Genomic DNA, 24,281 nt, shown 5'->3' on the forward strand with positions numbered 1-24,281 from the left:
CGGGCCCAGGCCCGCCGCCGCTGTTGTTATAAGAGTTAGAGCTTGATCCAGGTCGCTTTGAGCTCGGTGTATTTGTCGAAGGCGTGCAACGACTTGTCGCGGCCGTTGCCGGACTGTTTGAAGCCGCCGAACGGCGCGGTCATGTCGCCGCCGTCGTACTGGTTGACCCACACACTGCCGGCCCGCAGGCCACGGGCAAAACGGTGGGCGCGGCTGAGGTTGGCGGTCCAGACCCCGGCCGCCAGGCCGAAGATGCTGTCGTTGGCGATCTGCAGCGCTTCTTCTTCGGTATCGAAACTGATGACCGACAGCACCGGGCCGAAGATTTCTTCCCGGGCGATGGTCATGGCGTTGGTCACGCCGTCGAAGATCGTCGGCTCGACATACAGGCCGCCAGTGCTTTCCAGGGTGCGGACACCGCCGGCCAGCAGTTGCCCGCCCTGCTCCTTGCCGATCTCGATGTAGCGCAGCACGTTCTCCAGCTGGCGCTGGTCCACTACCGCGCCGACCCGGGTCTCGGGGTCGAGGGCGTGGCCCGGTTTCCAGCCCTTGAGGGCCTCCACCAGCAGCGGGATGAACTGCTCGCGGATCGAGCGCTGCACCAGCAGGCGCGAGCCGGCGGTGCAGACTTCGCCCTGGTTGAAGGCGATGGCTGCGGCCGCCGCCTCGGCGGCTTCGCGCAGGTCCGGGGCATCGGCAAACACCACGTTGGGGCTCTTGCCACCGGCTTCCAGCCACACCCGCTTCATGTTGCTTTCGCCGGAGTACACCAACAGTTGCTTGCCCACGGCGGTGGAGCCGGTGAAGGCCAGCACGTCCACATCCATGTGCAGGGCCAGGGCCTTGCCGACGGTGTGGCCGTAACCCGGCAGGACGTTGAACACGCCTTTGGGGATGCCGGCGTCCAGGGCCAGCTGGGCGATGCGGATCGCGGTCAGCGGCGACTTTTCCGACGGCTTGAGAATGAACGAGTTGCCCGCCGCCAGGGCCGGGGCGAATTTCCAGCTGGCCATGATCAGCGGGAAGTTCCACGGCACGATGGCCGCTACCACGCCTGCCGGTTCCCGGGTCACCAGGCCCAGCTGGTCGTGGGGCGTGGCCGCCACTTCGTCGTAGAGCTTGTCGATGGCTTCGGCGTTCCAGCGGATGGCGTTGGCCGTGGCCGGAATGTCGATGGCCATGGAGTCGCCAATCGGCTTGCCCATGTCCAGGGTTTCCAGGAGCGCCAGTTCTTCCTGGTGCTCAAGGATCAGTTCGGCAAAGCGCGTGAGGATGCGCTTGCGCTCGGCCGGTGCCTTGCCCGACCAGACGCCACTGTTGAACGCCTGGCGCGCCACGGCCACCGCACGATCGGCATCGGCCTGATCGGTGCTGGCAACGTTGGCCAGGAAGCGCCCGTCCACCGGGCTCAGGCATTCAAAGGTGGCACCGCTGGCGGCGGCGCAGTACTGGCCGTCGATAAAGGCACGGCCTTCGAGGCTGAGGGACTGGAAGTGCTGCTCCCAGTCGCTGCGGGATTTAGTCATGGCAAATACTCAACGCAGGAAGTGACACGGTCATCAGACCGTGTGCAGGTACCAGTTGTATTCCAGGTCGGAGATGGAGTTTTCGAACTCCGCCAGCTCGCTTTCCTTACAGGCCACGAACACGTCGATGTACATCGGGTCGATGTACTTGGCCATCACTTCGCTGTCGTCCAGTACGCGCAGGGCGTCCCGCAGGTTGGTGGGCAGGCTTTGTTCGTTCTGCTCGTAGGAGTTGCCTTCAACCGGCGCGCCCGGGTCGATCTTGTTGGTCAGGCCGTGGTGAATGCCCGCCAGCACCGAAGCCATCAGCAGGTAAGGGTTGGCGTCGGCGCCAGCCACCCGGTGCTCGATGCGCACCGCATCGGCAGAACCGGTGGGTACGCGCACGGCCACGGTGCGGTTGTCGATGCCCCAGGTCGGCGAGTTCGGCACGTAGAACTGCGCACCGAAACGGCGATAGGAGTTGACGTTGGGGCACAGGAAGGCCATCTGCTGCGGCAGGGTGTCCAGCACGCCGCCGATGGCATGGCGCAGGGCTTCGTTGGTCTGTGGGTCTTCGCTGGCGAAGATGTTGTTGCCCTGTTTGTCGAGGATCGAGATGTGCACATGCAGGCCGTTGCCCGCCTGGCCCGGATAAGGCTTAGCCATGAAGGTGGTGTCCATTTCATGGTCGTAGGCGATGTTCTTCACCAGGCGCTTGAGCAGTACTGCGTAGTCACAGGCCTTGATCGGGTCGCTGACGTGGTGCAGGTTGACTTCGAACTGCGCCGGGGCGCTTTCCTTGACGATGGCGTCGGCCGGAATGCCCTGCTCTTTCGCGCCTTCGAGGATGTCTTGCAGGCAGTCGACGTACTCGTCGAGGTCGTCGATCAGGTAGACCTGGGTGGAATGCGGACGCTTGCCGGAGATCGGCGAACGGGGCGACTGCGGACGGCCGTTCACGTTGTCCTGGTCGATTAGGTAGAACTCCAGCTCGAAGGCGGCGCAGATGGTCAGGCCCATCTCATCGAACTTGCTCACCACCTGGCGCAGCACTTCGCGAGGGTCGGCGAAGAACGGCTGGCCTTCGATCTCGTGCATGGTCATCAGCAGTTGCGCGGTGGGGCGCTTCTGCCAGGGCTCGACGCTCAGGGTGCCGGGGATCGGGTAGCAGATGCGGTCGGCATCGCCGATGTCCAGGCCCAGGCCGGTGCTTTCCACCGTGGAACCGTTGATATCCAGGGCAAACAGCGAGGCGGGCAGGTTGATGCCCTTCTCATAGACCTTGTGCAGCGCGGTGCGCTCGATGCGCTTGCCGCGCACCACACCGTTCATGTCTGCAATCAGCAGATCGACGTAGAGAACCTCGGGGTGTTTTTTCAGGAAGGCATTGGCTTCATTGAGTTGAATGGCACGCGGGGGGACCGACATGATGCACCTATTGTGTTAATTATTATGTTCACTGCTGTGACACGCCAGCAGTCAACCCGAAAGAAAAACCGGAGTCAATAGCCAACAGCAGCCACCATTCGTCAATTATTTTGCCTCACTAAAGGTCGATACGCCGCGCAATCCGCGCCGCCTGCGGGTTTCAAGCAGATAATGTTTAGAATTTTTTACATGGAAGTTGTTAATTAAAATCAACGAGGATAAGCTCTGGAAAAACTCGTTCCAGCGTGAATTTCGAGGTGATAAAAATGGCATTCAAGCCATTGATCGGCGTTACTGCGTGCGTCAAAGAGATCGGCCTGCACCCCTACCACGTCAGCGGCGACAAGTACTTGCGTGCTGTCAGCGTCGCGGCCGAGGGCCTGCCCCTGATCATTCCTTCCCTGGCGGATCTGATCGACATCGACGATCTGCTGCGGCAAGTGGATGGGCTGCTGTTTACCGGCTCGCCATCCAATGTCGAACCCTTCCATTACCAAGGCACTCCCAGCGAGCCGGGCACCGCCCACGACCCGCAGCGCGATGCCACCACCCTGCCCCTGCTGCGCGCGGCGATTGCCGCCGGCGTGCCGGTGCTCGGCATCTGCCGCGGTTTCCAGGAAATGAACGTGGCCTTCGGCGGCAGCCTGCACCAGAAGGTGCATGAACTGCCGGGCTACATGGACCACCGCGAAGCCGACGATCCGCGCATCGAAGTGCAGTACGCCCCGGCGCACCCGGTGGCGATCCAGCCCGGCGGTGTGTTCGAGGCCATGGGCCTGGGCGGCGAGATCCAGGTCAACTCGATCCACAGCCAGGGCGTCGACCGCCTGGCCCCCGGCCTGCGGGTCGAGGCCGTGGCCCCGGACGGCCTGATCGAGGCGCTGTCGGTGGAACACAGCAAGGCCTTCGCCTTCGGCGTGCAGTGGCACCCGGAATGGCAGGTGCTGTCGAACCCGGCCTACCTGCGGATCTTCCAGGCCTTTGGCGACGCCTGCCGGCAACGGGCCGCACAACGGCGCTGAACCACCGGCCGCGGCCATAACCCAGACGATTCATCACGCCCTGCCCCGCGGCGAGCGCGCCTGTGCGCGCCCGTCGTCCAGCGTGAGCAACACACGGCAAGACCACAACAACAAATAGCGTCAGGCCGCCAGGGAGGCAGCGCCGAATCAGCCCGCACTCACTGCGGGCTGGCAATCAACCTTTAGGCCCGGCCGAATTGATCGGGCTGCTGACACCTGTTGGGAGTTTCACATGGCAAACGCCTCCAGCACTTACCGCAAGGCCCTCGAAGGCACTCCGAGCCCGCAGAAGGTCCTGGTCAAGATCGACCGCGTGACCAAGAAGTTCGATGAAACCGTGGCCGTGGACGATGTGTCCCTGGAGATCCACCAAGGCGAGATCTTTGCCCTGCTGGGCGGTTCCGGCTCCGGCAAATCCACCCTGCTGCGCATGCTCGCCGGCTTCGAACGCCCCACCGAAGGCCGCATCCTGCTGGATGGCGTGGACATCACCGACATGCCGCCCTACGAGCGGCCGATCAACATGATGTTCCAGTCCTACGCCCTGTTCCCCCACATGACCGTGGCCCAGAACATTGCCTTCGGCCTCAAGCAGGACCGCCTGCCGGCCAGCGAGATCGACGCCCGGGTCGAGGAAATGCTCAAGCTGGTGCACATGACCCAGTACGCCAAGCGCAAGCCGCACCAGCTCTCCGGTGGCCAGCGCCAGCGCGTGGCCCTGGCCCGCTCCCTGGCCAAGCGCCCCAAGCTGCTCTTGCTGGACGAACCCATGGGCGCCCTGGACAAGAAGCTGCGCTCGCAGATGCAACTGGAACTGGTGGAGATCATCGAGCGCGTGGGCGTGACCTGCGTGATGGTGACCCACGATCAGGAAGAGGCCATGACCATGGCCCAGCGCATCGCCATCATGCACCTGGGCTGGATCGCCCAGACCGGCAGCCCGGTGGACATCTACGAAGCGCCGGTGAGCCGCCTGGTGTGCGAATTCATCGGCAACGTCAACGCCTTCGACGGCACGGTTACCGAAGACCTGGAAGGCTACGCCATCATCGACTGCGCGGACCTCGAGCAGCAGATCTACGTCGGCCACGGGGTCAGCACCTCGGTGCAGGACAAGTCGGTGACCTACGCCATCCGCCCGGAAAAGATGCTGGTCACCACCCTCAAGCCCGATGCCCGCTACAACTGGTCCAAGGGCAAGGTGCATGACATCGCCTACCTGGGCGGCCACTCGGTGTTCTACGTCGAGCTGCCTGGCGGCAAGATCGTCCAGTCGTTCATGGCCAACGCCGAGCGTCGCGGCTCGCGGCCAACCTGGGATGACCAAGTCTACGTCTGGTGGGAAGACGACAGCGGCGTGGTACTGCGAGCATGAGTACATCGACCATGAGCACTTTCAATCAGAAGCTGTTCCGTATGCTGCCCAGCGGTCGCAAGCTGGTGATCGGCATTCCTTTCCTCTGGCTGTTCCTGTTCTTCATGCTGCCGTTCTTCCTGGTGATGAAGATCAGCTTCTCGGAAGCGGCCCTGGCGATTCCGCCCTACTCGGAGATCTACAGCTACGCCGAACAGAAATTCCAGCTGCTGCTGAACCTCGGCAACTACGCCATGCTGGCCGGCGACGAGCTGTATTTCTCGGCCTACCTGGGTTCGCTGAAGGTGGCCCTGCTGAGCACCCTGATGTGCCTGGTGGTGGGTTTCCCCATGGCCTATGCCATCTCCAAGGCCAGCAAGGAGGCGCAGAACGTCTTGCTGCTGCTGATCATGATGCCGACCTGGACCGCGATCCTGATCCGCGTCTACGCCTGGATGGGCATCCTCAGCAACAACGGCCTGCTCAACAGCTTCCTGATGTGGACCGGGCTGATCAGCCAGCCCCTGGAAATCCTCAACACCAACACCGCCGTCTATATAGGCGTGGTCTACGCCTACCTGCCGTTCATGGTGCTGCCGCTGTACGCCAACCTGGTCAAGCACGACCAGAGCCTGCTGGAGGCCGCGTCGGACCTGGGTTCGAGCAACTTCAACAACTTCTGGAAAATCACCGTGCCCCTGGCCAAGAACGGCATCATTGCCGGCTGCATGCTGGTGTTCATCCCGGTGGTGGGTGAGTTCGTGATTCCGGAACTCTTGGGCGGCCCGGAAACCCTGATGATTGGCCGCGTGCTGTGGCAGGAGTTCTTCAACAACCGTGACTGGCCGGTGGCCTCCGCCCTGGCGGTGGTGATGCTGGCGATCCTGATTATCCCGATCCTGCTGTTCAACCGCAGCCAGGCCAAAGAGATGGAGGCACGGGCATGAAACGCTTCGAATTTTCCAAACTGATGCTGGTGCTGGGCCTGCTGTTCATCTACCTGCCAATGCTGATCCTGGTGATCTACTCGTTCAACGCCTCCAAGCTGGTGACGGTCTGGGGCGGCTGGTCGATCAAGTGGTACGTCGGCCTGCTGGACAACCAGCAACTGATGGGCTCGGTGATGCGCTCCCTGGAGATCGCCTGCTACACCGCCATTGCCGCGGTGGCCCTGGGCACCCTGGCGGCCTTCGTGCTGACCCGGGTCACCCGCTTCAAGGGCCGCACGCTGTTCGGCGGCCTGGTCACCGCGCCGCTGGTGATGCCGGAAGTGATCACCGGCCTGTCCTTGCTGCTGCTGTTCGTGGCCATGGCGCAATTGATCGGCTGGCCCATGGAGCGCGGCATCGTCACCATCTGGATCGCCCACACCACATTCTGCGCAGCCTATGTAGCCGTGGTAGTCTCCGCGCGCCTGCGGGAGCTGGACCTGTCCATCGAAGAAGCGGCCATGGACCTGGGAGCGCGACCGTTCAAGGTGTTCTTCCTGATCACCATCCCGATGATCGCGCCTTCACTGGCGGCCGGCGGCATGATGTCCTTCGCCCTGTCCCTGGATGACCTGGTACTGGCCAGCTTCGTCTCCGGCCCGGGTTCCACCACCTTGCCGATGGAAGTGTTCTCGGCGGTGCGCCTGGGGGTCAAGCCGGAAATCAACGCCGTGGCCAGCCTGATCCTGCTGGCGGTGTCCCTGGTGACCTTCCTGGTCTGGTACTTCGGCCGTCGCGCCGAGGCCGCCCGCAAGCGGGCGATCCAGGAGGCCATGGACTTCACCGCCAACGAATCCTGGCAGCCACCGGCAGCGAAAAAACCTGCTGTACGAGCACCAGCGACGGCCTAGCCATCGCCTCTTCGCCAGCAAGCTGGCTCCTACGGATAACCCAAACCTGTAGGAGCCAGCTTGCTGGCGAAAAAGGCTCACCCCGAACCCTCGAGTTGCACACGCAGCAATCTGCACAATAAGAAATGGAGTTGTAGTGATGAAAATGCTTGGCAGGACTCTGCTCTCACTGTCCTTGATGGGCGCAATGATTACCGGCGCTCAAGCCAACGACAAAGTGCTGCGCGTCTACAACTGGTCGGACTACATCGCCCCGGACACCCTGAAGAAGTTCGAGGCCGAGACTGGCATCCACGTCACTTACGACGTCTTCGACAGCAACGAAACCCTGGAAGCGCGCCTGCTCACCGGCAAGTCCGGCTACGACATCGTGGTGCCGTCCAACAGCTTCCTGGCCAAGCAGATCAAGGCCGGGGTCTACCAGGAACTGGACAAGTCCCGCTTGCCCAACTGGAAGAACCTCAACCCGGTGCTGCTGAAAAACGCCTCCGCCAGCGACCCGGACAACGCCCATGCCTTTCCCTACATGTGGGGTTCGATCGGCATCGGCTACAACCCGGACAAGGTCAAGGCGGCCCTGGGCGCCGACGCCCCGACCAACTCCTGGGACCTGCTGTTCAAGCCGGAGAACGCCGAGAAGCTCAAGGCCTGCGGCATCAGCTTCCTCGACTCGCCCACCGAGATGCTCCCCGCCGCCCTGCACTACCTGGGCTACCCGGTGACCAGCAAGGACAAGGCGCAGATCCTCGAAGCCGAAGCCCTGTTCATGAAGATCCGTCCTTCGGTGACCTACTTCCACTCCTCCAAGTACATCTCGGACCTGGCCAACGGCAACATCTGCGTGGCCGTGGGTTATTCCGGCGACGTGCTGCAGGCCCGTTCCCGCGCCGAAGAGGCCGGCAACAAGGAGAAGGTCGCGTTCAGCATTCCCAAGGAAGGCGCCGGCAGCTTCTACGACATGATGGCCATCCCCAAGGACGCCACCAACGTCGACAACGCCTACCTGTTCATGAATTTCCTGATGCGCGCGGACATCATCGCCGAGGTCACCAACAGCCTGGGCTACAGCAACGCCAACGCGGCGGCCACGCCGCTGGTGGACGAAGCAATCCGCAACGACCCGGCGTCCTACCCGCCCCAGGCCGTACTGGCCACCCTCTACGCAGTACCGGACCAGCCGATCGCCATCCAGCGCGTGATGAACCGCGGCTGGACCAGGATCAAGCTGGGCAAATGACTCAAGCTGCCCGCCGCTGGCGGGCACCGCTCGCCTTTTTCCGTTCACGTCGCGCCTTACCACCGCGACACTCCTGCGAACGGCTTCACCCGGCTCCCTCGGTTGGGGTGAATCCTTGGCGCCTTCGGGCGCCTTTTTTGCGTTCCCTGCAGCCGCTGGCGCAGGCGCGAATGGCTGGAGCGACATAGGCGATCCCGGCAACAGAGGGTCCTGCGGCCCCTTTCGCAGCCTCGCTAACGCTCGGCAGCGGCTACTGCGCGATCGACTCCACTGGCTTTTGCTGCCATGGGGCGAATATCAGCAGGCTGAACAATGCCAGCCCCCAGACACTCAAGCCGCCGTACAGCATGACCCAGCCAAAGCCATGGACCAGGGCCGCCTGCGGCGTACCTTCCGCCAGCCACGGCAAAGCTTCCAAAGAGCCGCTGCCAGAGGCAATCTGCTGCACCCAACCCCGCAGTTGCCCGGCATCCAGCGCCCCACTCAGGTGACGCCGCAGGTAGGCGCCCACCCCCGCCACCAGGATCAAGCCCATCAAGGCAATGTTCAGCGCCAGGGAAATCATCCGCGCACTCATGTCGATCCCCGAGGCCATGCCGGCCTGATCGACGGGCACCGAGCCAGTGGTGGTATTGGTCACCGGCGTATTGCAGATGCCCAGACCGATCCCTGCCAGCAGCACGCCGGGGAGCATGAGCACACCGCTGCTGACGGCCCACTGGCTGGCACCAAACATCGCCACAAAGCCCAGGCCGATGCCGGACAACCCCAGAGGAATCACCCAACCGGCCTCGAAACGCAGGGCCAGGCGTTCACCCACGGGCGGCAGGATCAGGGTCGGCAAGGTATAGGCCAGCAGCGCCAGTCCGCTGTGCAGGCTGTCGTAGCCCAGGGCGCCGTGGAAGTAGATCGGCAGGTAGATCATGAACGGCCAGAAGCTGAAATTCATACCCATGGAGCCCAGCAACGCCCCGGAAAACCGGCGGTTCCTGAATACCCCCAGCTCGAACATCGGTTGCCGGCTGCGGCGCTCGGCACGGATAAAGGCAGCGAAGCAGCCCAGGGTCGCAAGCACCACGGCCAGGGCGCTGAAGCGGCTCAGGGTCGGGCCCTGGGTCAGCACAAAGGTCAGACCGAACACCGCCAGCGACAGCAGCACGATGCCGGCACTATCGAGCTTGCCGGCCCGGGCCTGACGGGCCTCCTCGACCCCGGCCACGGCAAGCCCCAGGGTCAGCAGCGCCAGCGGCCCGTGCACCAGGAAAATCCACGGCCAGCTGGACAGCGACAGGATCGCTCCGCCAATGATCGGCCCGAACCCCAGGCCAATGCCGAACACCACGCCCCACGCGGCGAAGGCCCTGCTGCGCTCACGGCCCTGACGAAACTGCTGGGACAGGATCGCCACCTGGGTGATCAGCATCGCGCCCCCGGCCAGGCCTTGAAGGGCCCGGCTGGCGATCAGCGCCGTCATGTTCTGGGCCAGACCACAGAGCAGCGAGGCCAGACCGAAGGCGGCGATGCTGAGGACAAACACCCGCTTGCGGCCAAAGCGATCGGCCAGGGCGCCGGTGGCCATCAACACCACGGTGCAGGCGATGGTGTAGGCATTCATGATCCATTGCAGGTCGGTAAAGCGACCCTGCAGACGGTCTTCCAAGGCCGGGAGAATCACCGGCACGCTGGAGATTTCCAGGCCGAACATCAGCGCGGCCAGGCAGACCGCCGCCAGGGCCAGGGTGTTGCGTAAAGAAGGTTGAGGCATCGAGGGTCGTCCGCAAGTGGTGTCGCCACCCGTCCAGGGGCGACTGAGGGGTCAAGTCTGGGCAACGCCACTCAATGACGGAAATGATTAGATTTTGTAGGATTGAGCAATTTCCATCATGAATGGCAGCCTGCCTTGAACATCGATCCCACCCTGCTGCGGGCCCTGGTCGCAGTCCATGAATGTGCCGGTTTCACCCGTGCTGGCAAGCGCCTGAACCTCACCCAGTCGGCGGTCAGCCATCAGATCCGCCGTCTGGAAGAGCAACTGGGCCGGCCCCTGCTGCTGCGTACCACCCGGCACCTGAGCCTGACCGAAGACGGCCAGGAAGTGCTGCAGCACGCGCAACAGATCCTCACCGCCCTGGACGCCCTGGCCCGACGCTTCCAGCCATCGCGGCTGAGTGGCGTGGTGCGCTTCGGGGTGCCCGAGACCTTTATGGGCGAGCGCCTGCCGCCACTGCTCTGCCAGTTTTCCCGAGCCTTTCCCGAGGTGCGCCTGGACGTCAGCGTTGGCACCTACCTGGACCTGCGCCAGATGCTCAAGGCCGGGGAACTGGACCTGGCTGTGGTGCTCTCGGAGCCGGGGCGGCGCGACAGCGGCACCGTGCTGCGCAGCGCCCGGTTCGTCTGGGTCGCCGCCGAGCACTTCGACCTGGCCCCGGGCGCCTCGCTGCCCCTGGCCCTGGCGCCGGCCCCCTGCGTCAATCGGCAGATCGGCCTTGATGCCCTGGGCGAAAGCGCCACCCGTTGGCATGTGGCGTTCAGCTCGCCAAGCCAGGAAGGCATTCGCACGGCAGTGCTCGCCGGTCTCGGAGTCACCGTGCAGATGGCCAGCGACCTGCGCCCGGGCCTGCGCATCGTCGATGGTGAATACGGCCTGCCGGGGTTGCCCGGAGCGCGCTTCCTGCTGGCCTGGAGCAGCGGCGAAATGACGGCGGCGGCCCAGGAGTTCGGTCAGTTGCTGCTACAGAACGCCGAGCCGGCCGTCAGAGGGGAAAAAGCCGCGGTCCGCCAGCAGGCTTAAGTGGCAAGCAGCCATTGCGTTGGCGGAATTCAGTCCGCGTGCCACCGAATTCCGCCGTTCAATGGTCGGCCCAGGTCCCTTCGACCTGCTTGCAACTTCGTGCGTGTTTTTGCTGACTCCGGCCCGGGCAGTGCGGATAACCACCGAATCCTTGCGCGCTGCCACCTGGCAATGGCAACCCTCGCCCAGCGGCAACTGGCCGCTACACAACAGCAAGTTCCTCGCCTCAGGAAGTGGTATTTTTTGCGGCTTCTGGCGTGGCTGATCGGCATGAAGCCAAAGCCGCCAACTTTCAGGGAGCTGCACCGATGAAGTCTGCCGTACACCCTTGCCCGTTGCCCCATGACTCCAGCATCGCGGCCCTGGCCCCGGGTGCCACCTTCATCGACTGCCGCCGCACCCTGGCCGAGGACCCCGAACGCAGCGCCATGCGTCACCTGCTGTGCCTGATGAGCCAGACCCCGGCCTGGATCGACCGCCTGATGGGCCTGCGCAACCGCGTGGTGCAGCTGTTCGGCCTCAAGGACCTGGGGCGCCTGACCCGCATCGACCTGTCGCGCACCGACGAGGATTACCAGCCCGGCGACCGGGTGGGTATCTTCACCCTGATTTCCCAGAGCCCTGACGAGGTGCTGGTGGTGGACCGCGACAAGCACCTGGACGTGCACCTGTCGCTCAACCGCCAGCCACTGGACGCCGAGGGCCGGCGCCCGGTGGTGCTGTCCACCGTGGTCCACCCGCACAACCGCCTGGGGCGCCTGTACATGCTGCCGGTGGCGCCGTTCCACCGGATCATCGCGCCCATGACCCTGGCCACTATCAATAACTGCTGAGCCTTCCATCCCAAGGATCTTGCCGTGCACACACCGGATTTCGATGTTGTAGTCGTAGGCCTGGGCGCCATGGGCGCCGCCACCCTCTATCAACTGGCCAAGCGCGGGGTAAGGGTGGCGGGCATCGACCGCTTCGCCCCGCCCCACGACCTGGGCTCCAGCCACGGCGACACCCGCATCACCCGCCAGGCGGTGGGCGAAGGCGCGGCCTACGTGCCCCTGGCGGTCCGCTCGCAGCAGATCTGGCGCGAACTGGAGGCGGAGCTGGATGTGCAGTTGTTCGAGCAATGCGGGGTGCTGGTGATGACCGCCAGCACCGACCCGCAGCGCCCGGCAGAGGCCCGGGACTTCACCGACAACAGCATCGAGCTGGCCCGGCGCTATGGCATCGAGCACCAGGAGCTGGACGCCGCCGAGATCCGCCGGCGCTTCCCGCAGTTCGCCCCGCTGGATGACAGCGCCCGGGGCTACTTCGAACCCGGCGGCGGCTTTGTCCGCCCGGAACGCTGCATCGATGCGCAACTGACCCGGGCCCGGCAACTGGGGGCAACCCTGATCACCGGTCAGACAGTGCTGGAGCTGGACGCCCAGGATGACGGGGTGCACATCATCAGCGACGGCTCGCGGCTGTTTGCCCGACAGGTCATCGTCAGCGCCGGCATGTGGTCGGCGCAGTTGCTGGGGGCGCCCTTCGATTCGCTGTTGCAGGTGTGCCGCCAGCAGCTGTACTGGTTCCGCCTGGATGAGCCCGAGCGCTACCCGGCCCGCTCCCCGAGCTTCATTCTCCACAGCGCCGATGACGTGGACGCCTGCTACGGCTTCCCGCCGATTCCCGGCGAAGGCAGCGTGAAGATCGCCACCGAGCAGTACAGCGCCAGCAGCCAGCCGGACAGCCTCGACCGCCAGCCCAGCAGCGCCGACGCCCAGCGCCTGTTCCACAAACTGATCGCCCCCCATATCGCCGGGCTGGCCCCCGAGTTGGTGAAGGCCAGTGTCTGTGCCTACACCGTGACCCCGGATTCGGGGTTCATCATCGACCGCCACCCGCGCCTGGCCAATGTCACCGTGGTCAGCGCCTGTTCCGGCCATGGCTTCAAGCATTCGGCGGCGATTGGCGAAGCCCTGGCCCAGCAGCACGTGGACGGTTGCAGCGAAATCGACCTGAGCAGTTTCTCCCTGCACCGCTTCAACTGACGGCAACGGCCCCTTTATCGGCGCCGTGGTGAAAAAAATCCTCGGGGTGACGTTTTTCGCCGTTTATCTGCCGTTTTCAGCCTTGCTGGTTGGCCGAGTCTCTACGATTCTTTAGAAACCCCTCAGGGCGGCGCATCGCCGCCCCACGTAGAACAACCGGAGCGCCCCATGAAGAGCGTCGCAGAACTGCTGAAACTCAAGGCCAAGCACAACCAGCAAGTGCACACCATCGCCCCGCACCAGATGGTCCTGGAGGCGCTGATGGTGATGGCCGAGAAAAACGTCGGCGCCTTGCCGGTGCTGGAGAATGGCGTGGTGGTCGGGGTCATCAGCGAGCGCGACTACGCGCGCAAGCTGGTGCTCCACGGGCGCTCCTCGGTGGGCACCCCGGTCAGCGCGATCATGAGCTCGCCGGTAATCACCGTGGACTCGCACCAGAGCGTGGACACCTGCATGAACATCATGACCGACAGCCACCTGCGCCACCTGCCGGTGGTGGAAAACGGCCAGTTGCTGGGCCTGCTGTCCATCGGCGACCTGGTCAAGGAAGCGATCGCCGAACAGGCCGACCTGATCCGCCAGCTGGAGCAGTACATCCGCGGCGAATGACCCCAGGCCCTGCGCCGCCCTGGCTCACAGGGCGTCACCCGCCGTGAAGAATTGCCGCCCATCGCTCTTGAGCAGATCCAGCAGGGCCTGGGCTGCGGGCGACAGGTAGCCTTCGGCGCGTACCAGCACCACGATGCTGCGGCGCATGCAGGTTTGCGCCAGGGGCACTTCCCGCAGGTGGGCAATGCCCTTGAAGTCGTCCAGGGTTTCCCGGGCCAGAAAACTCAGCAGCCCGGTCTTGGCGATCAGCCGCGGCAACAGGGAGATGGTGTTGGTCTCTATCTGCACCGAGGGCAGCGGCAGCTCATGGCTCTGGAACACGTTGTCGATCCAGCGTCGCGCCGACACCCGGGTGCCCGGCAGCACCCAGCGGTAGGCGCACAAGTCGCGCAGGCGCATGGGCGTGGCGAATATCGGGTGGTCGCGGCTGGCCACCACCACCGCCCGGTCTTCGAACAGGGTGTGGTGGCTCAGGTGCGGGTCGCCTTCGAACATCGGGCAGATGACCATGTCCAGGCGCCCGGAGCGCAGGGACTCGCGCAACAGGTCGTCCTGGCCGATCACCAGGTTCAAGGTGATGTCCGGGGCCCGCTCCAGCAAGGTGGCGGTCATCTGCGGCAGCAGGTGTTCGGCCATGCTGGCGGCGCAGCCCAGGCGGATGTTGCCGAGCACGCCGCTGGCGAAGTCCCGCACCTCGCGGTGGGTCTCGGCGATGTTCTGCTGCAGTTGCCGGCTGCGCCGCTGCAGCAACTCACCCACGGCGGTGAGCTTGATGCCGCGGCCTTCACGCTCGAACAGCTTGGTGCCGAAGGACTCCTCCAGGCGCTGGATGCTCTTGGTCAGCGCCGGCTGGCTGCGGTTGAGCTTCTGCGCCGCCCGGCCCAGGTGGCCGAGCTCGGCGATGGTGTCGAAATAGGTCAGGTCGCGCAGGTCCATGATCGATCAACAATAGTTATGAGTTGATCACAATTAGAAACTGGACTTGATCAATCGCGCTATCAATAATTTGCTCCGGCGCAGGTTTTACCGCTCCCGCAACAGGAGTGGCCAGCGTCTTGGAGAGTCGTCCCTTGTCGCCATCGCTTCGTCTATCCCTGAATACCTGGCCCCAGGCGCTGCAATGGCCGGCCTGGCTGTTGCTGGCCGGCATCAGCGGCCAGTTGCTCAAGTACCTGGCGATTCCCGCCGGGCAGTTTCTCGGGCCGATGCTCACGGCGATCCTGTTTGGCGTGTGCGGTGCCAGCATCCGCGTGCCGCGCCTGGCGTTTCGCCTGGGCCAGGGCTCGGTGGGCATGCTCGCCGCCCACTCCATGACCCTCGCCGTGCTCACGGCCATGCTCCAGTCCTGGCACGTGATGCTGGTGGCCACCCTGCTCACCGTCAGCCTCAGCGCCCTGGTGGGCCTGGTGCTGGTGCGCTTCGGCGCGATTGCCGCCAGCACCGCGGCCTGGGGCACGGCGCCCGGTGCGGCCTCGGCCATGGTGTCGATGGCCGACGAGTTCGGCGCCGACTCACGGGTGGTGGCCACCATGCAGTACGTGCGGGTGGTGTGCGTGGTGATGGTCGGGGCCCTCGTCAGCCACTGGATCGGCGCTCCGGCCAGCGGCAGCGAGGCCCACGCCAGCCAGATGGCCCTGCACGGCATGAGCCTGCTGAATGTTGGCCTGAGCATCGTGGCGATCGTCTGCGGTGTGCTCCTGGGTTCGCGGGTGCCTGCCGGGGCCCTGCTGGTGCCGCTGCTGCTGGGCGGCGCGCTGCAGGTCAGCGGGCTGTTGCAGATCAGCCTGCCGTCCTGGCTGCTGGCCTGCGCCTACGGCGCCATCGGCGGCTATATCGGCCTGCGCTTCGACCGCCCGACCCTGAGCTATGTGTTCGGCCACCTGCCGGCGATGATCGGCGGCGCCCTGCTGCTGATCGCCCTCTGTGCCCTCTCTGCCTGGGGGCTGGCCCTGTGGATGGGCAAGGACTTTCTCTCGGTCTACCTGGCCACCAGCCCCGGCGGCCTGGACGCCATGGCGATCATCGCGGTGGACACCCATTCGGATGTCGGCCTGGTGCTGGCGATGCAGACCCTGCGCCTGTTCGCGGTGATTGTCAGCGGCGCGTTTTTCGCCCGGCTGATCATCAAGTGGTCGCGATAGGTGCCGGAGCAAGCTCCCCTGCCCCCTACAGCGCTTGCCCTTGATTGATCGGCATCAGCACCCAAGGCACATTTTTTTAACAACCTGAAATAGTAAATCCAAGCGGTGTGAAACCTGCCCCTGCACGCCGCCAGCCTTCCAGGCTGGGGCTTTGCACGGATTCCACAGCCTCTTGGGGGCGATTCGCAAAGCCTGCCCCCAGGTCTTTCCTTGACGATTAAGAAACGTCTTGCCGTCAGCTCTTGTTAAGATCGCGCACATTTGCGTGAAGATTTGATGACAGGCAGGTTATTTGTGAAGTTGATCCGTCGTTGCCTACAACACCCTCTTGCCCCCCTGTGCGCCCTGTTCGGCCTGCTGTTGCTGCTGCCCATGGGCGCGCGCCTGGCCCTGGGCTGGTCCAACCCGCTGGGCTATCTGTCGGACCTGGCCAGCGCCAGCCTGCTGACCGTACTCCTGTACCGCCGGCCCTGGTGGCTGGCGCTGCCGGTGCTGCTGGTCTGGGCCCTGCTGACCCTGGTCAGCGCCGAGCTGGTAAGCGCCGTGGGGCGCATGCCCAACCTCGCCGACCTGCACTACCTGGTGGACCCGCAGTTTGTCGGCAACTCCACCGGCGGCGGCCTGACCCACCCGGACCTGGGCCTGGCGCTGTTGCTGGGGCTGGTGCTGTGGCTGGTGGTCCAGCGCGCCCACCGCGGGGTGCGCCCCCCGGCACTACCGCGCCATAGCTGGAGCCTGCCGGTGCTGTTGCTGGTGGCCCACGGCGGCATCCAGTACCTCAAGCCCAGCGAAGCCGACCAGTGGCAACTGTTCAACCTGCCCCACCAGGCCCTGGCCACCGCCACCGGCCAGGCGCAGATGCAGGTGGAGGACTGGCTGCAAGGCGACGTCGCCGATGTCCCACCGCCCATGGCCGGGCTCACCCGCCTGGACCTGGAAGGCCAGCCGCTGCTGCCCAGCGCAGGCCGCGCGCGCAACGTGCTGCTGATCACCCTCGAAGGCATTCCCGGGGCCTATATCCGCACCAACCGCGAAGCCCTGAACAGCCGCTACCAGGAAGACCTGATGCCCAAGCTCAGCGCCTGGGCCGAGCGCGGCATGAACACCCCGGACTACGTGCTGCACAGCCACCAGACCATCCGCGGCCTGTACGCCATGCTCTGCGGCGACTACGACAAGCTCGACAACGGCACCCCCAAGGGTGTCGAGATGCTCACCCAGAGCCAGCGCAACCAGGCCTGCCTGCCGGCGCAGATGCACAAGTTCGGCTTCAACACCCACTACCTGCAGGGCGCCGGCCTGCGCTTCATGGCCAAGGACAAGATCATGCCGCACATCGGCTTCGATTCGACCCATGGCCTGGAGTGGTTCAAGAACGACAACTACCTGGAGTTCCCCTGGGGCAAGGACGACAAGGCCTTCTTCGAAGGCGCCCTGGGCTACGTCGACCAGTTGAAGAAGAACAAGAAGCCGTGGATGCTCACCCTGCTGACCGTCGGCACCCACCAGCCCTACTCGGCGCCCGAGGACTACCTGGAGCGCTATGAGACGCCGAAGCAGGCCGCCGTGGGCTACCTGGACGACGCCATCGACCAGTTCCTCACGGGCCTGGAGCGCAAGGGCGTGCTCAAGGACACCCTGGTGATCATTACCTCCGATGAGTCCCACGGCATCGACGGCGTGCGCCTGGCTTCGTCCTGGGGCTTCAACCTGATGCTCGCCCCGGACCAGGACCTGCTGCCCCATCTCAAGTCCGGCACCTACGGCCACGTCGACCTCAGCGCCTCGGTGCTGGACTACTTCGGCCTGCCGGTGCCCGCCAGCCTCAGTGGCCGCTCGCTGTTGCGCGACTATGCCCAGGGCCGGGAAATCATGTCCTACACCAACGGCAAGCTGCGCTACCACGATGGCCAGGGCACCTTCACCGAGTGCGACTTCCAACAGCGCTGCCGCTACTACGCCAGCCCCGGTTTCATCGCCGACAGCGCCAGCCTGCAAGGCCAGTACAGCGGCCTGCGGGCCCGGCAGATCAGCGCGCGTGCGGCGAACCTGGACCGCAGCCTGCTGCAGTCGCCGCTGAACCAGCACTACCAGTTCGGCAGCCCGGCGATCATCCCGCTGCAGGCGCAGATCAAGGACGACTGGGCCGACAACCTGATCGGCGCCCAGTACCTGGAAATGCCCAAGGGCTCCCAGACCCGGGTGCGCTTCACCGTGCGCTCCGCCGACCCGCAGCAAAATGCCTACATCCTGCTCAAGGGCAAGGAACTGGAACAGGACGTGCCCCTGGGCCTGCCGGAAGAAATGCTGGTCACACCCGACCAGCCGTTGCAGATGGACTTCAGTTTCGACAACCCGGAAACCCGCAAGGCCTTCTCCTTCCACCTGCTGGGCTATGGCCTGGGAGCGGTGGAGGTCAGCGACTTCAGCGTGATCACCGAGTTGCCGGGGCAGAGCGAGAGCGTCGAGCCCGAAGACGACAGCAACGCCCACTCCAGCTAAGCCCCGCCAAACGTCGAGCGTCGCCCTATCTGGCGACGCTCGATGCGCCTTGCTACAAGCCCCGCAAAAATATTTCCCTGTACATGAAACTTTTTTTGTACAGGAAAAGTCGGACCGTTGATGTCATTTAAGCATCATTGAGCTATCACGCTGCCTCATCGAGGCACGCCCCTGTGAAGCATTCAGTCAACGGTTTAGGAGCGGTCCTTCCTATGTTTTCCAATCTGAGCATTTCGCAAAAGCTCTATGCCGGTTTCGGCGTCGTCCTGCTGATCCTCCTGCTGCTGGTGCTGGCGGCCCTGCGCGGCTTCGATCAAGTCAGCAGCAGCGTCAAAAGCACCATCCACAGCCATGAAGTGCTGAACCAGTCCGACGCCCTCTTGCGCAGCCTGATCAATATCGAGACCGGCATGCGCGGTTATGCCCTGACCGGTCGCGACAGCTTCCTCGAACCTCTGGAACAAGGCGAAAAAGCCTTTACCGACTACTACGCCCGGATCAAGAGCAGCACCGCCGACAACCCCGAGCAGCAGGCGCGCCTGGAGCGACTCAAGGCCCTGCACGACCAGTGGCTGCGCGAGGACATCCAGGGCAACCTGGCCCTGCGCCAGGCGATCAATGCCGGGACTCAGCCGGCCAGCGCCATGGCCGAGCAGATCAGCGCCGGCCGCGACAAGGCCAAGATGGACGCCATGCGCCAGCTCACCAGTGAGTTGCGCGAAGCGGAAAAAAGCCTGCAGGACGCCCGCAGCCAGGCCATGGACAACGCCAAGGCTTCGGCCCTGGCGATCCTGCTCGGCGGCGGCATGCTGGCGGCACTGCTGGCCATGCTCGTTGCCTGGTCGCTGTCGAGCAACCTGGTGGGACGCATCCGCCAGTCCGTGGAAGTGGCCGAGGCCATCGCCGCCGGCCACCTGGACAACCGCATCAGCACCCAGGGGCGCGATGAAGTCAGCGAGCTGCAGCAGGCATTCGCCGCCATGCAGGAACGCCTGCGGTCGATGATCAGCCAGATCAAGCTGGGAGCCGAGCAACTGGTGAGCGCCTCCCAGAGCATTTCCAGTGCCTCGCTGCAGCTCTCGGCATCGGCCCAGGAACAGTCCCACTCGGCCTCATCCATGGCCGCCACGGTGGAAGAGCTGACGGTGAGCATCAACCATGTGGCGGACAACGCCGGGGACGCTCATGCCCTGTCCAGCGAATCCGGGCGCCAGTCCGAGGAAGGCGGCAGCGTGATCCAGGACACCCTGGGCAGCATGCGCCTGATCGCCGAGACCGTGCAGGCTTCGGCCACCCAGATCGGTGAACTGGGCCAGCATGCCGAACAGATCTCCAGCATTGTCAGTGTGATCAAGGGCATCGCCGAGCAGACCAACCTGCTGGCCCTCAATGCGGCCATCGAGGCCGCCCGGGCCGGCGAGCAAGGCCGTGGCTTTGCCGTGGTCGCCGATGAAGTGCGCCTGCTGGCCCAGCGCACGGCCAATTCGACCCAGGAGATCACCGAGATGGTCGACAAGATCCAGCTGGGCACCCGGGAAGCGGTGAGCAGCATGGACGTCGGAGTCAATCAGGTGAAAAGCGGCGTCGAACAGGCCCAGCAGGCGGGCGAGGCGATCGTCAATATCCGCACCTCCTCCGGCAATGTGGTGCGGGTGGTGGACCAGATCTCCCTGGCCCTGCGGGAACAGACCGCCGCCAGCCAGGATGTGGCGCGCAACGTCGAGCGCATTGCCCAGATGTCCCAGCAGAACAGCCAGGCCGTGGAAGAAACCACCGAGACCGCCCGCTCCCTGCAACAACTGGCGCAGAACCTGGAGCAGCAGGTGAACGTGTTCAGGCTGTAGGTCTGGAGCCCTCACCGGGGCGACCGCCCAGGCATCGACGCAAAACCCTGGCATCCCCAAGGTTTTGCGTTTATTCCTGATAACCGTCCCCTCTACAGACGAGCGCAGCCCATGATCGATCGCCCCACTGCCCCGCCGCTCGAACAACTCGCCGCCGCCCTGCACGGCAAGCCGTTCATGGTCCTCACCGGCGCCGGTATCAGCACCCCGTCGGGGATCCCCGACTACCGCGACAGCGAGGGCGTGCGCCGTGGCCGCCAGCCGATGATGTACCAGGAATTCCTCGCCCAGCCCGAAGCCCGTCGGCGCTACTGGGCCCGGGCCATGCTCGGCTGGCCGCGCATTCGCCAGGCCCGGCCGAATGCCGCGCACCAGGCGTTGGCGCAATTGCAGGCCGCAGGCCGGATCGCCGGGGTGATCACCCAGAATGTCGATGCCCTGCACGACGAGGCCGGCAGCCTGGAGGTCATCGAGCTCCACGGCAGCCTGCAGCGGGTCTTGTGCCTGGACTGCGGCCAGCGCAGCCAGCGGGAGGCCATCCAGCAGCAACTGGAGGCGCACAACCCTTACCTGGCCGGCGTTGACGCGGTGCAGGCGCCGGACGGCGACACACTGCTGGACCCGGCCTTCGAGGAACGCTTCCAGGTGCCCCATTGCCCCTACTGCAATGGCTCGCGATTGAAACCCGATGTGGTGTTCTTCGGCGAGAACGTGGCCGCGGCCACCGCGGCCCGTGCCTTGAGCGCCGTGCACGAAGCCGCAGGCCTGCTGGTGGTGGGTTCGTCGCTGATGGCCTATTCGGCGTTCCGCCTGTGCCGCGCCGTGGCCGAGCAAGGCAAGCCGCTGCTGGCCATCAACTTCGGCAAGACCCGCGCCGACGAGCTGCTGGACCTCAAGCTCGGCGAGCCCTGTGATCTGTTGCTGCCCCAGTTGGCCGAACGCCTGCTGCGTTGAGCCTCAGAGTAGCGCCAGGCGCTGGCCGAGGTTTTCCTCGCGCAGGATGTCGAACAGCGCCTGGGCCGCGGTGGACAGCTCGTCCCCCGGCTTGGTCAGTACACCAATGGCCCGCTCCACCACCGGATCGTGCAGGGTCAGGCAGTGCCCGCCCAGCTCGCGCATCTGCTGGGCGCACAACGCCGGCACCGCACTCACCCCCAGGCCGCTGGCGACCATGCGCCCCACGGTCGCCAACTGGTGGCTTTCAAACTCCACCGGCAGTTGCACGCCCCGTGCCCGCAGGTGATCTTCGAGCATCACCCGCACCGTGGACGGCCGCTGCAAGGTGATGAAGGGCTCCTGCAACAGCGCCTGCCAGTCGATCTCGCTGCGCCGGGCCAGGGGCGAATCCCGGGGCACCACGGCGACAAAGCGGTCGATGTACAGCGGGGTGAACACCAGCGAGGTGCTGTCCTGGGGCTCGAACGCCACCCCCAGCTCCACCTCGCGATCACGGACCATCTCCAGCACCTGCTCGTTGACCACGTCGTTGACCGTGACGTTGACCTGGGGATAGCGGGCCCGAAAGTGCTTGAGGATCGGCGGCAGCAGGTTGCCGGCAAAGGACGGCATCGCCGCCAGGGTCACCCGGCCTCGCTGCAGGGTGAAACGCTGGCGCAGTTCGTCCTCGGCGTTGTCCCAGTCGGCGATCAGACGCCGCGCCAGGGGCAGCAGGGCCTCGCCTTCCGGGGTCAGGGCCACATTGCGCGTATTGCGCGTGAACAGGCGCCCACCCAGGCCTTCCTCCAGCGCCTTGATCGTCAGGCTCAGGGCCGACTGCGACAGGTGCAGCCGTTCGCAGGCCAGGGCAAAGCTCAAACTGTGGGCCACGGCCAGAAATGCCCGTATCTGTTTAACCGTCATCTGCCATTCTCTTGGGTGTATGCCGCCCTGGATTATGCTGCTTTTCCAATCAATCAACCTTAAAAATCAACTTAACAAATCAATCCCGCAGCGCAACACTGGCCCGCAAACGGCTGGCCAGCCGCCAACGAACAAGAAAGAGGAAGGTGCAAATGGCAGGTTTCGACAAGCGCGTGGCGTCCTACGAGGAAGCCCTGGAAGGTCTGCAAGACGGCATGACCGTGATCGCCGGCGGCTTCGGCCTGTGCGGTATCCCCGAAAACCTGATCGCCGAGATCAAGCGCCGCGGTACCCGCGACCTGACCGTGGTGTCCAACAACTGCGGGGTCGACGGTTTCGGCCTGGGCGTGCTCCTGGAAGACCGCCAGATCAGCAAGGTGATCGCTTCCTACGTGGGTGAAAACGCCCTGTTCGAGAAGCAGTTGCTCAGCGGCGAGATCGAAGTGGTACTGACCCCCCAGGGCACCCTGGCGGAAAAAATGCGCGCCGGCGGCGCCGGCATTCCGGCCTTCTTCACCGCCACCGGCGTCGGCACCCCGGTGGCCGACGGCAAGGAAACCCGCGAATTCAAGGGCCGCACCTACCTGATGGAAGAGTCCATCACCGGTGACTTCGCCATCGTCAAGGGCTGGAAGGCCGACCACTTCGGCAACGTGGTCTACCGCCACACCGCGCAGAACTTCAACCCCCTGGCGGCCACCGCCGGCAAGATCACCGTGGTCGAAGTGGAAGAAATCGTCGAACCGGGCGAGCTGGACCCGACGCAGATCCACACCCCCGGCATCTACGTCGACCGGGTCATCTGCGGCACCTTCGAGAAGCGCATCGAACAGCGCACCGTGCGCAAGTGATCGCCCTTCCCCAGCCCGACTAAAAGGACAACAAACATGGCTCTTACCCGCGAACAAATGGCTCAGCGCGTCGCCCGCGAACTGCAGGACGGCTTCTACGTCAACCTCGGCATCGGCATCCCGACCCTGGTGGCCAACTACATCCCCGACGGCATGGAAGTCATGCTGCAGTCGGAAAACGGCCTCTTGGGCATGGGCGCCTTCCCCACCGAGGACGAAGTCGACGCCGACATGATCAACGCCGGCAAACAGACGGTCACCGCGCGCATCGGCGCCTCGATCTTCTCGTCCGCCGAATCCTTCGCGATGATCCGCGGCGGCCATATCGACCTGACCGTGCTCGGCGCCTTCGAAGTGGACGTGCAGGGCAACATCGCCTCGTGGATGATCCCCGGCAAGCTGGTCAAGGGCATGGGCGGCGCCATGGACCTGGTGGCCGGTGCCGAGAACATCATCGTCACCATGACCCACGCCTCGAAAGACGGCGAATCCAAATTGCTCAGCCGTTGCAGCCTGCCGCTGACCGGCGCCCAGTGCATCAAGCGCGTGCTCACCGACCTTGCGTACCTGGAGATCGAGAACGGCGCCTTCATCCTCAAGGAGCGCGCCCCCGGGGTCAGCGTCGAGGAAATCGTCAGCAAGACCGCCGGCAAGCTGATCGTGCCGGACCACGTGCCTGAAATGCAGTTCGCCTGAGGAGCCCCATCATGCAAGACGTCGTAATAGTTGCCGCCACCCGCACCGCCGTGGGCAGTTTCCAGGGTTCCCTGGCGAACATTCCCGCCGTTGACTTGGGCGCCGCGGTCATCCGCCAATTGCTGGCCCAGACCGGCATCGACCCGGCCCAGGTCGACGAAGTGCTCATGGGCCAGGTGCTCACCGCCGGCGCCGGGCAGAACCCCGCCCGCCAGGCCGCGATCAAGGCCGGCCTGCCCCACGCGGTACCCGCCATGACCCTGAACAAGGTCTGCGGCTCCGGCCTCAAGGCCCTGCACCTGGGCGCCCAGGCCATCCGCTGCGGCGATGCCGAGGTGATCATCGCCGGCGGCCAGGAAAACATGAGCCTGTCCAACTACGTGCTGCCCGGCGCCCGCACCGGCCTGCGCATGGGCCACAGCCAGATGATCGACTCCATGATCAGCGACGGCCTGTGGGATGCCTTCAACGACTACCACATGGGCATCACCGCCGAGAACCTGGTGGAGAAATACGGCATCAGCCGTGAAGCCCAGGACGCCTTCGCCGCCGCTTCCCAACACAAAGCCGC

21 protein-coding genes are annotated in these 24,281 nt (G+C 64.8%); 16 read left to right on the forward strand and 5 right to left on the reverse strand.

Features of this window, described 5'->3' with window-relative positions:
- Positions 1-35: 35 nt before the first annotated feature.
- Together BLS75_RS07465 and BLS75_RS07470 are read right to left on the reverse strand one after the other, a co-directional pair.
- Positions 36-1,526, reverse strand: a complete 1,491-nt coding sequence (locus BLS75_RS07465; protein ID WP_072452429.1) for an aldehyde dehydrogenase — start codon at positions 1,524-1,526, stop codon at positions 36-38.
- Between the two features lie 33 nt (positions 1,527-1,559).
- Complete coding sequence (locus BLS75_RS07470; protein WP_072452431.1) at positions 1,560-2,936, reverse strand: glutamine synthetase family protein; 1,377 nt, start codon at positions 2,934-2,936, stop codon at positions 1,560-1,562.
- A 266-nt stretch (positions 2,937-3,202) separates the two neighbouring features.
- On the opposite strand from BLS75_RS07470, the gene BLS75_RS07475 reads away from it, so the two are divergent.
- From BLS75_RS07475 to BLS75_RS07495, 5 genes are all read left to right on the forward strand, one after another.
- Complete coding sequence (locus BLS75_RS07475) at positions 3,203-3,958, forward strand: gamma-glutamyl-gamma-aminobutyrate hydrolase family protein (RefSeq protein WP_011060638.1); 756 nt, start codon at positions 3,203-3,205, stop codon at positions 3,956-3,958.
- Between the two features lie 232 nt (positions 3,959-4,190).
- Positions 4,191-5,333 carry an ABC transporter ATP-binding protein gene (potA, locus tag BLS75_RS07480; protein WP_053150662.1) on the forward strand — a complete coding sequence of 381 codons (1,143 nt, stop codon included), beginning with the start codon at positions 4,191-4,193 and terminating at the stop codon, positions 5,331-5,333.
- Positions 5,334-5,377: 44 nt separating this feature from the next.
- A complete protein-coding gene (locus tag BLS75_RS07485) occupies positions 5,378-6,259 on the forward strand; it encodes an ABC transporter permease subunit (RefSeq protein ID WP_162865010.1) in 882 nt (293 codons plus the stop codon).
- Positions 6,256-7,152, forward strand: a complete 897-nt coding sequence (locus BLS75_RS07490; protein ID WP_072452432.1) for an ABC transporter permease subunit — start codon at positions 6,256-6,258, stop codon at positions 7,150-7,152. Before BLS75_RS07485 ends, BLS75_RS07490 begins: the two co-directional genes overlap by 4 nt.
- Before the next feature lie 139 nt (positions 7,153-7,291).
- Entirely contained in the window at positions 7,292-8,389 is a 1,098-nt protein-coding gene (locus BLS75_RS07495; RefSeq protein WP_072452434.1) for a polyamine ABC transporter substrate-binding protein, read from the forward strand.
- Between the two features lie 250 nt (positions 8,390-8,639).
- Here the strand turns inward: BLS75_RS07495 and BLS75_RS07500 are convergent, their stop codons facing one another.
- On the reverse strand, positions 8,640-10,154 hold the full coding sequence (locus BLS75_RS07500) for an MFS transporter (protein ID WP_072452436.1): 1,515 nt from the start codon (positions 10,152-10,154) through the stop codon (positions 8,640-8,642).
- 135 nt (positions 10,155-10,289) lie between these two features.
- Between BLS75_RS07500 and BLS75_RS07505 the strand changes: the two genes are divergently transcribed.
- The 4 genes from BLS75_RS07505 (at position 10,290) to BLS75_RS07520 (ending at position 13,816) form a co-directional block, all read left to right on the forward strand.
- Positions 10,290-11,180, forward strand: coding sequence for a LysR substrate-binding domain-containing protein (locus tag BLS75_RS07505; protein WP_072452469.1), 891 nt, complete (start codon positions 10,290-10,292; stop codon positions 11,178-11,180).
- A gap of 308 nt (positions 11,181-11,488) precedes the next feature.
- Positions 11,489-12,013 carry a DUF2867 domain-containing protein gene (locus BLS75_RS07510; RefSeq protein WP_072452438.1) on the forward strand — a complete coding sequence of 175 codons (525 nt, stop codon included), beginning with the start codon at positions 11,489-11,491 and terminating at the stop codon, positions 12,011-12,013.
- Positions 12,014-12,037: 24 nt separating this feature from the next.
- A complete protein-coding gene (solA, locus tag BLS75_RS07515; RefSeq protein WP_072452440.1) occupies positions 12,038-13,207 on the forward strand; it encodes an N-methyl-L-tryptophan oxidase in 1,170 nt (389 codons plus the stop codon).
- A 168-nt stretch (positions 13,208-13,375) separates the two neighbouring features.
- A complete protein-coding gene (locus BLS75_RS07520; RefSeq protein WP_011060630.1) occupies positions 13,376-13,816 on the forward strand; it encodes a CBS domain-containing protein in 441 nt (146 codons plus the stop codon).
- Positions 13,817-13,840: 24 nt separating this feature from the next.
- Here the strand turns inward: BLS75_RS07520 and BLS75_RS07525 are convergent, their stop codons facing one another.
- On the reverse strand, positions 13,841-14,752 hold the full coding sequence (locus BLS75_RS07525) for a LysR family transcriptional regulator (RefSeq protein WP_011060629.1): 912 nt from the start codon (positions 14,750-14,752) through the stop codon (positions 13,841-13,843).
- Between the two features lie 134 nt (positions 14,753-14,886).
- Between BLS75_RS07525 and BLS75_RS07530 the strand changes: the two genes are divergently transcribed.
- From BLS75_RS07530 to BLS75_RS07545, 4 genes are all read left to right on the forward strand, one after another.
- Complete coding sequence (locus BLS75_RS07530) at positions 14,887-15,957, forward strand: AbrB family transcriptional regulator (protein ID WP_072452442.1); 1,071 nt, start codon at positions 14,887-14,889, stop codon at positions 15,955-15,957.
- A 276-nt stretch (positions 15,958-16,233) separates the two neighbouring features.
- Complete coding sequence (locus tag BLS75_RS07535; protein WP_072452444.1) at positions 16,234-18,459, forward strand: LTA synthase family protein; 2,226 nt, start codon at positions 16,234-16,236, stop codon at positions 18,457-18,459.
- Between the two features lie 212 nt (positions 18,460-18,671).
- On the forward strand, positions 18,672-20,303 hold the full coding sequence (locus BLS75_RS07540; protein ID WP_072452446.1) for a methyl-accepting chemotaxis protein: 1,632 nt from the start codon (positions 18,672-18,674) through the stop codon (positions 20,301-20,303).
- 111 nt (positions 20,304-20,414) lie between these two features.
- Positions 20,415-21,257 (forward strand): NAD-dependent protein deacetylase, encoded by an 843-nt coding sequence (locus BLS75_RS07545; protein WP_072452448.1) that lies wholly within the window; start codon positions 20,415-20,417, stop codon positions 21,255-21,257.
- A 3-nt stretch (positions 21,258-21,260) separates the two neighbouring features.
- On the opposite strand, the gene BLS75_RS07550 is transcribed toward BLS75_RS07545, so the two are convergent.
- On the reverse strand, positions 21,261-22,163 hold the full coding sequence (locus BLS75_RS07550; RefSeq protein ID WP_015635104.1) for a LysR family transcriptional regulator: 903 nt from the start codon (positions 22,161-22,163) through the stop codon (positions 21,261-21,263).
- 152 nt (positions 22,164-22,315) lie between these two features.
- On the opposite strand from BLS75_RS07550, the gene BLS75_RS07555 reads away from it, so the two are divergent.
- From BLS75_RS07555 to BLS75_RS07565, 3 genes are all read left to right on the forward strand, one after another.
- Positions 22,316-23,014: a CoA transferase subunit A gene (locus tag BLS75_RS07555; RefSeq protein WP_011060621.1), complete on the forward strand. Its 699-nt coding sequence runs from the start codon at positions 22,316-22,318 to the stop codon at positions 23,012-23,014.
- A gap of 36 nt (positions 23,015-23,050) precedes the next feature.
- Entirely contained in the window at positions 23,051-23,710 is a 660-nt protein-coding gene (locus tag BLS75_RS07560; RefSeq protein WP_011060620.1) for a CoA transferase subunit B, read from the forward strand.
- Positions 23,711-23,721: 11 nt separating this feature from the next.
- On the forward strand, positions 23,722-24,281 hold a 560-nt coding region (locus tag BLS75_RS07565), incomplete at its 3' end, for a thiolase family protein (protein ID WP_275656348.1).

Source organism: Pseudomonas sp. NFPP12, assembly GCF_900103205.1.
GTDB classification, from domain to species: domain Bacteria; phylum Pseudomonadota; class Gammaproteobacteria; order Pseudomonadales; family Pseudomonadaceae; genus Aquipseudomonas; species Aquipseudomonas protegens.

What these genes read in the sequence shown, in the direction of transcription:
- BLS75_RS07500 (WP_072452436.1), bottom strand. Translation starts at nt 10,154, where the DNA reads ATGCCTCAACCTTCTTTACGCAACACCCTGGCCCTGGCGGCGGTCTGC.
- BLS75_RS07540 (WP_072452446.1), top strand. Translation starts at nt 18,672, where the DNA reads ATGTTTTCCAATCTGAGCATTTCGCAAAAGCTCTATGCCGGTTTCGGC.
- BLS75_RS07470 (WP_072452431.1), bottom strand. Translation starts at nt 2,936, where the DNA reads ATGTCGGTCCCCCCGCGTGCCATTCAACTCAATGAAGCCAATGCCTTC.
- BLS75_RS07535 (WP_072452444.1), top strand. Translation starts at nt 16,234, where the DNA reads ATGACAGGCAGGTTATTTGTGAAGTTGATCCGTCGTTGCCTACAACAC.
- BLS75_RS07495 (WP_072452434.1), top strand. Translation starts at nt 7,292, where the DNA reads ATGAAAATGCTTGGCAGGACTCTGCTCTCACTGTCCTTGATGGGCGCA.
- BLS75_RS07510 (WP_072452438.1), top strand. Translation starts at nt 11,489, where the DNA reads ATGAAGTCTGCCGTACACCCTTGCCCGTTGCCCCATGACTCCAGCATC.
- BLS75_RS07475 (WP_011060638.1), top strand. Translation starts at nt 3,203, where the DNA reads ATGGCATTCAAGCCATTGATCGGCGTTACTGCGTGCGTCAAAGAGATC.
- BLS75_RS07550 (WP_015635104.1), bottom strand. Translation starts at nt 22,163, where the DNA reads ATGACGGTTAAACAGATACGGGCATTTCTGGCCGTGGCCCACAGTTTG.
- BLS75_RS07525 (WP_011060629.1), bottom strand. Translation starts at nt 14,752, where the DNA reads ATGGACCTGCGCGACCTGACCTATTTCGACACCATCGCCGAGCTCGGC.
- BLS75_RS07520 (WP_011060630.1), top strand. Translation starts at nt 13,376, where the DNA reads ATGAAGAGCGTCGCAGAACTGCTGAAACTCAAGGCCAAGCACAACCAG.
- potA (WP_053150662.1), top strand. Translation starts at nt 4,191, where the DNA reads ATGGCAAACGCCTCCAGCACTTACCGCAAGGCCCTCGAAGGCACTCCG.
- BLS75_RS07555 (WP_011060621.1), top strand. Translation starts at nt 22,316, where the DNA reads ATGGCAGGTTTCGACAAGCGCGTGGCGTCCTACGAGGAAGCCCTGGAA.
- BLS75_RS07465 (WP_072452429.1), bottom strand. Translation starts at nt 1,526, where the DNA reads ATGACTAAATCCCGCAGCGACTGGGAGCAGCACTTCCAGTCCCTCAGC.
- BLS75_RS07560 (WP_011060620.1), top strand. Translation starts at nt 23,051, where the DNA reads ATGGCTCTTACCCGCGAACAAATGGCTCAGCGCGTCGCCCGCGAACTG.
- BLS75_RS07490 (WP_072452432.1), top strand. Translation starts at nt 6,256, where the DNA reads ATGAAACGCTTCGAATTTTCCAAACTGATGCTGGTGCTGGGCCTGCTG.
- BLS75_RS07545 (WP_072452448.1), top strand. Translation starts at nt 20,415, where the DNA reads ATGATCGATCGCCCCACTGCCCCGCCGCTCGAACAACTCGCCGCCGCC.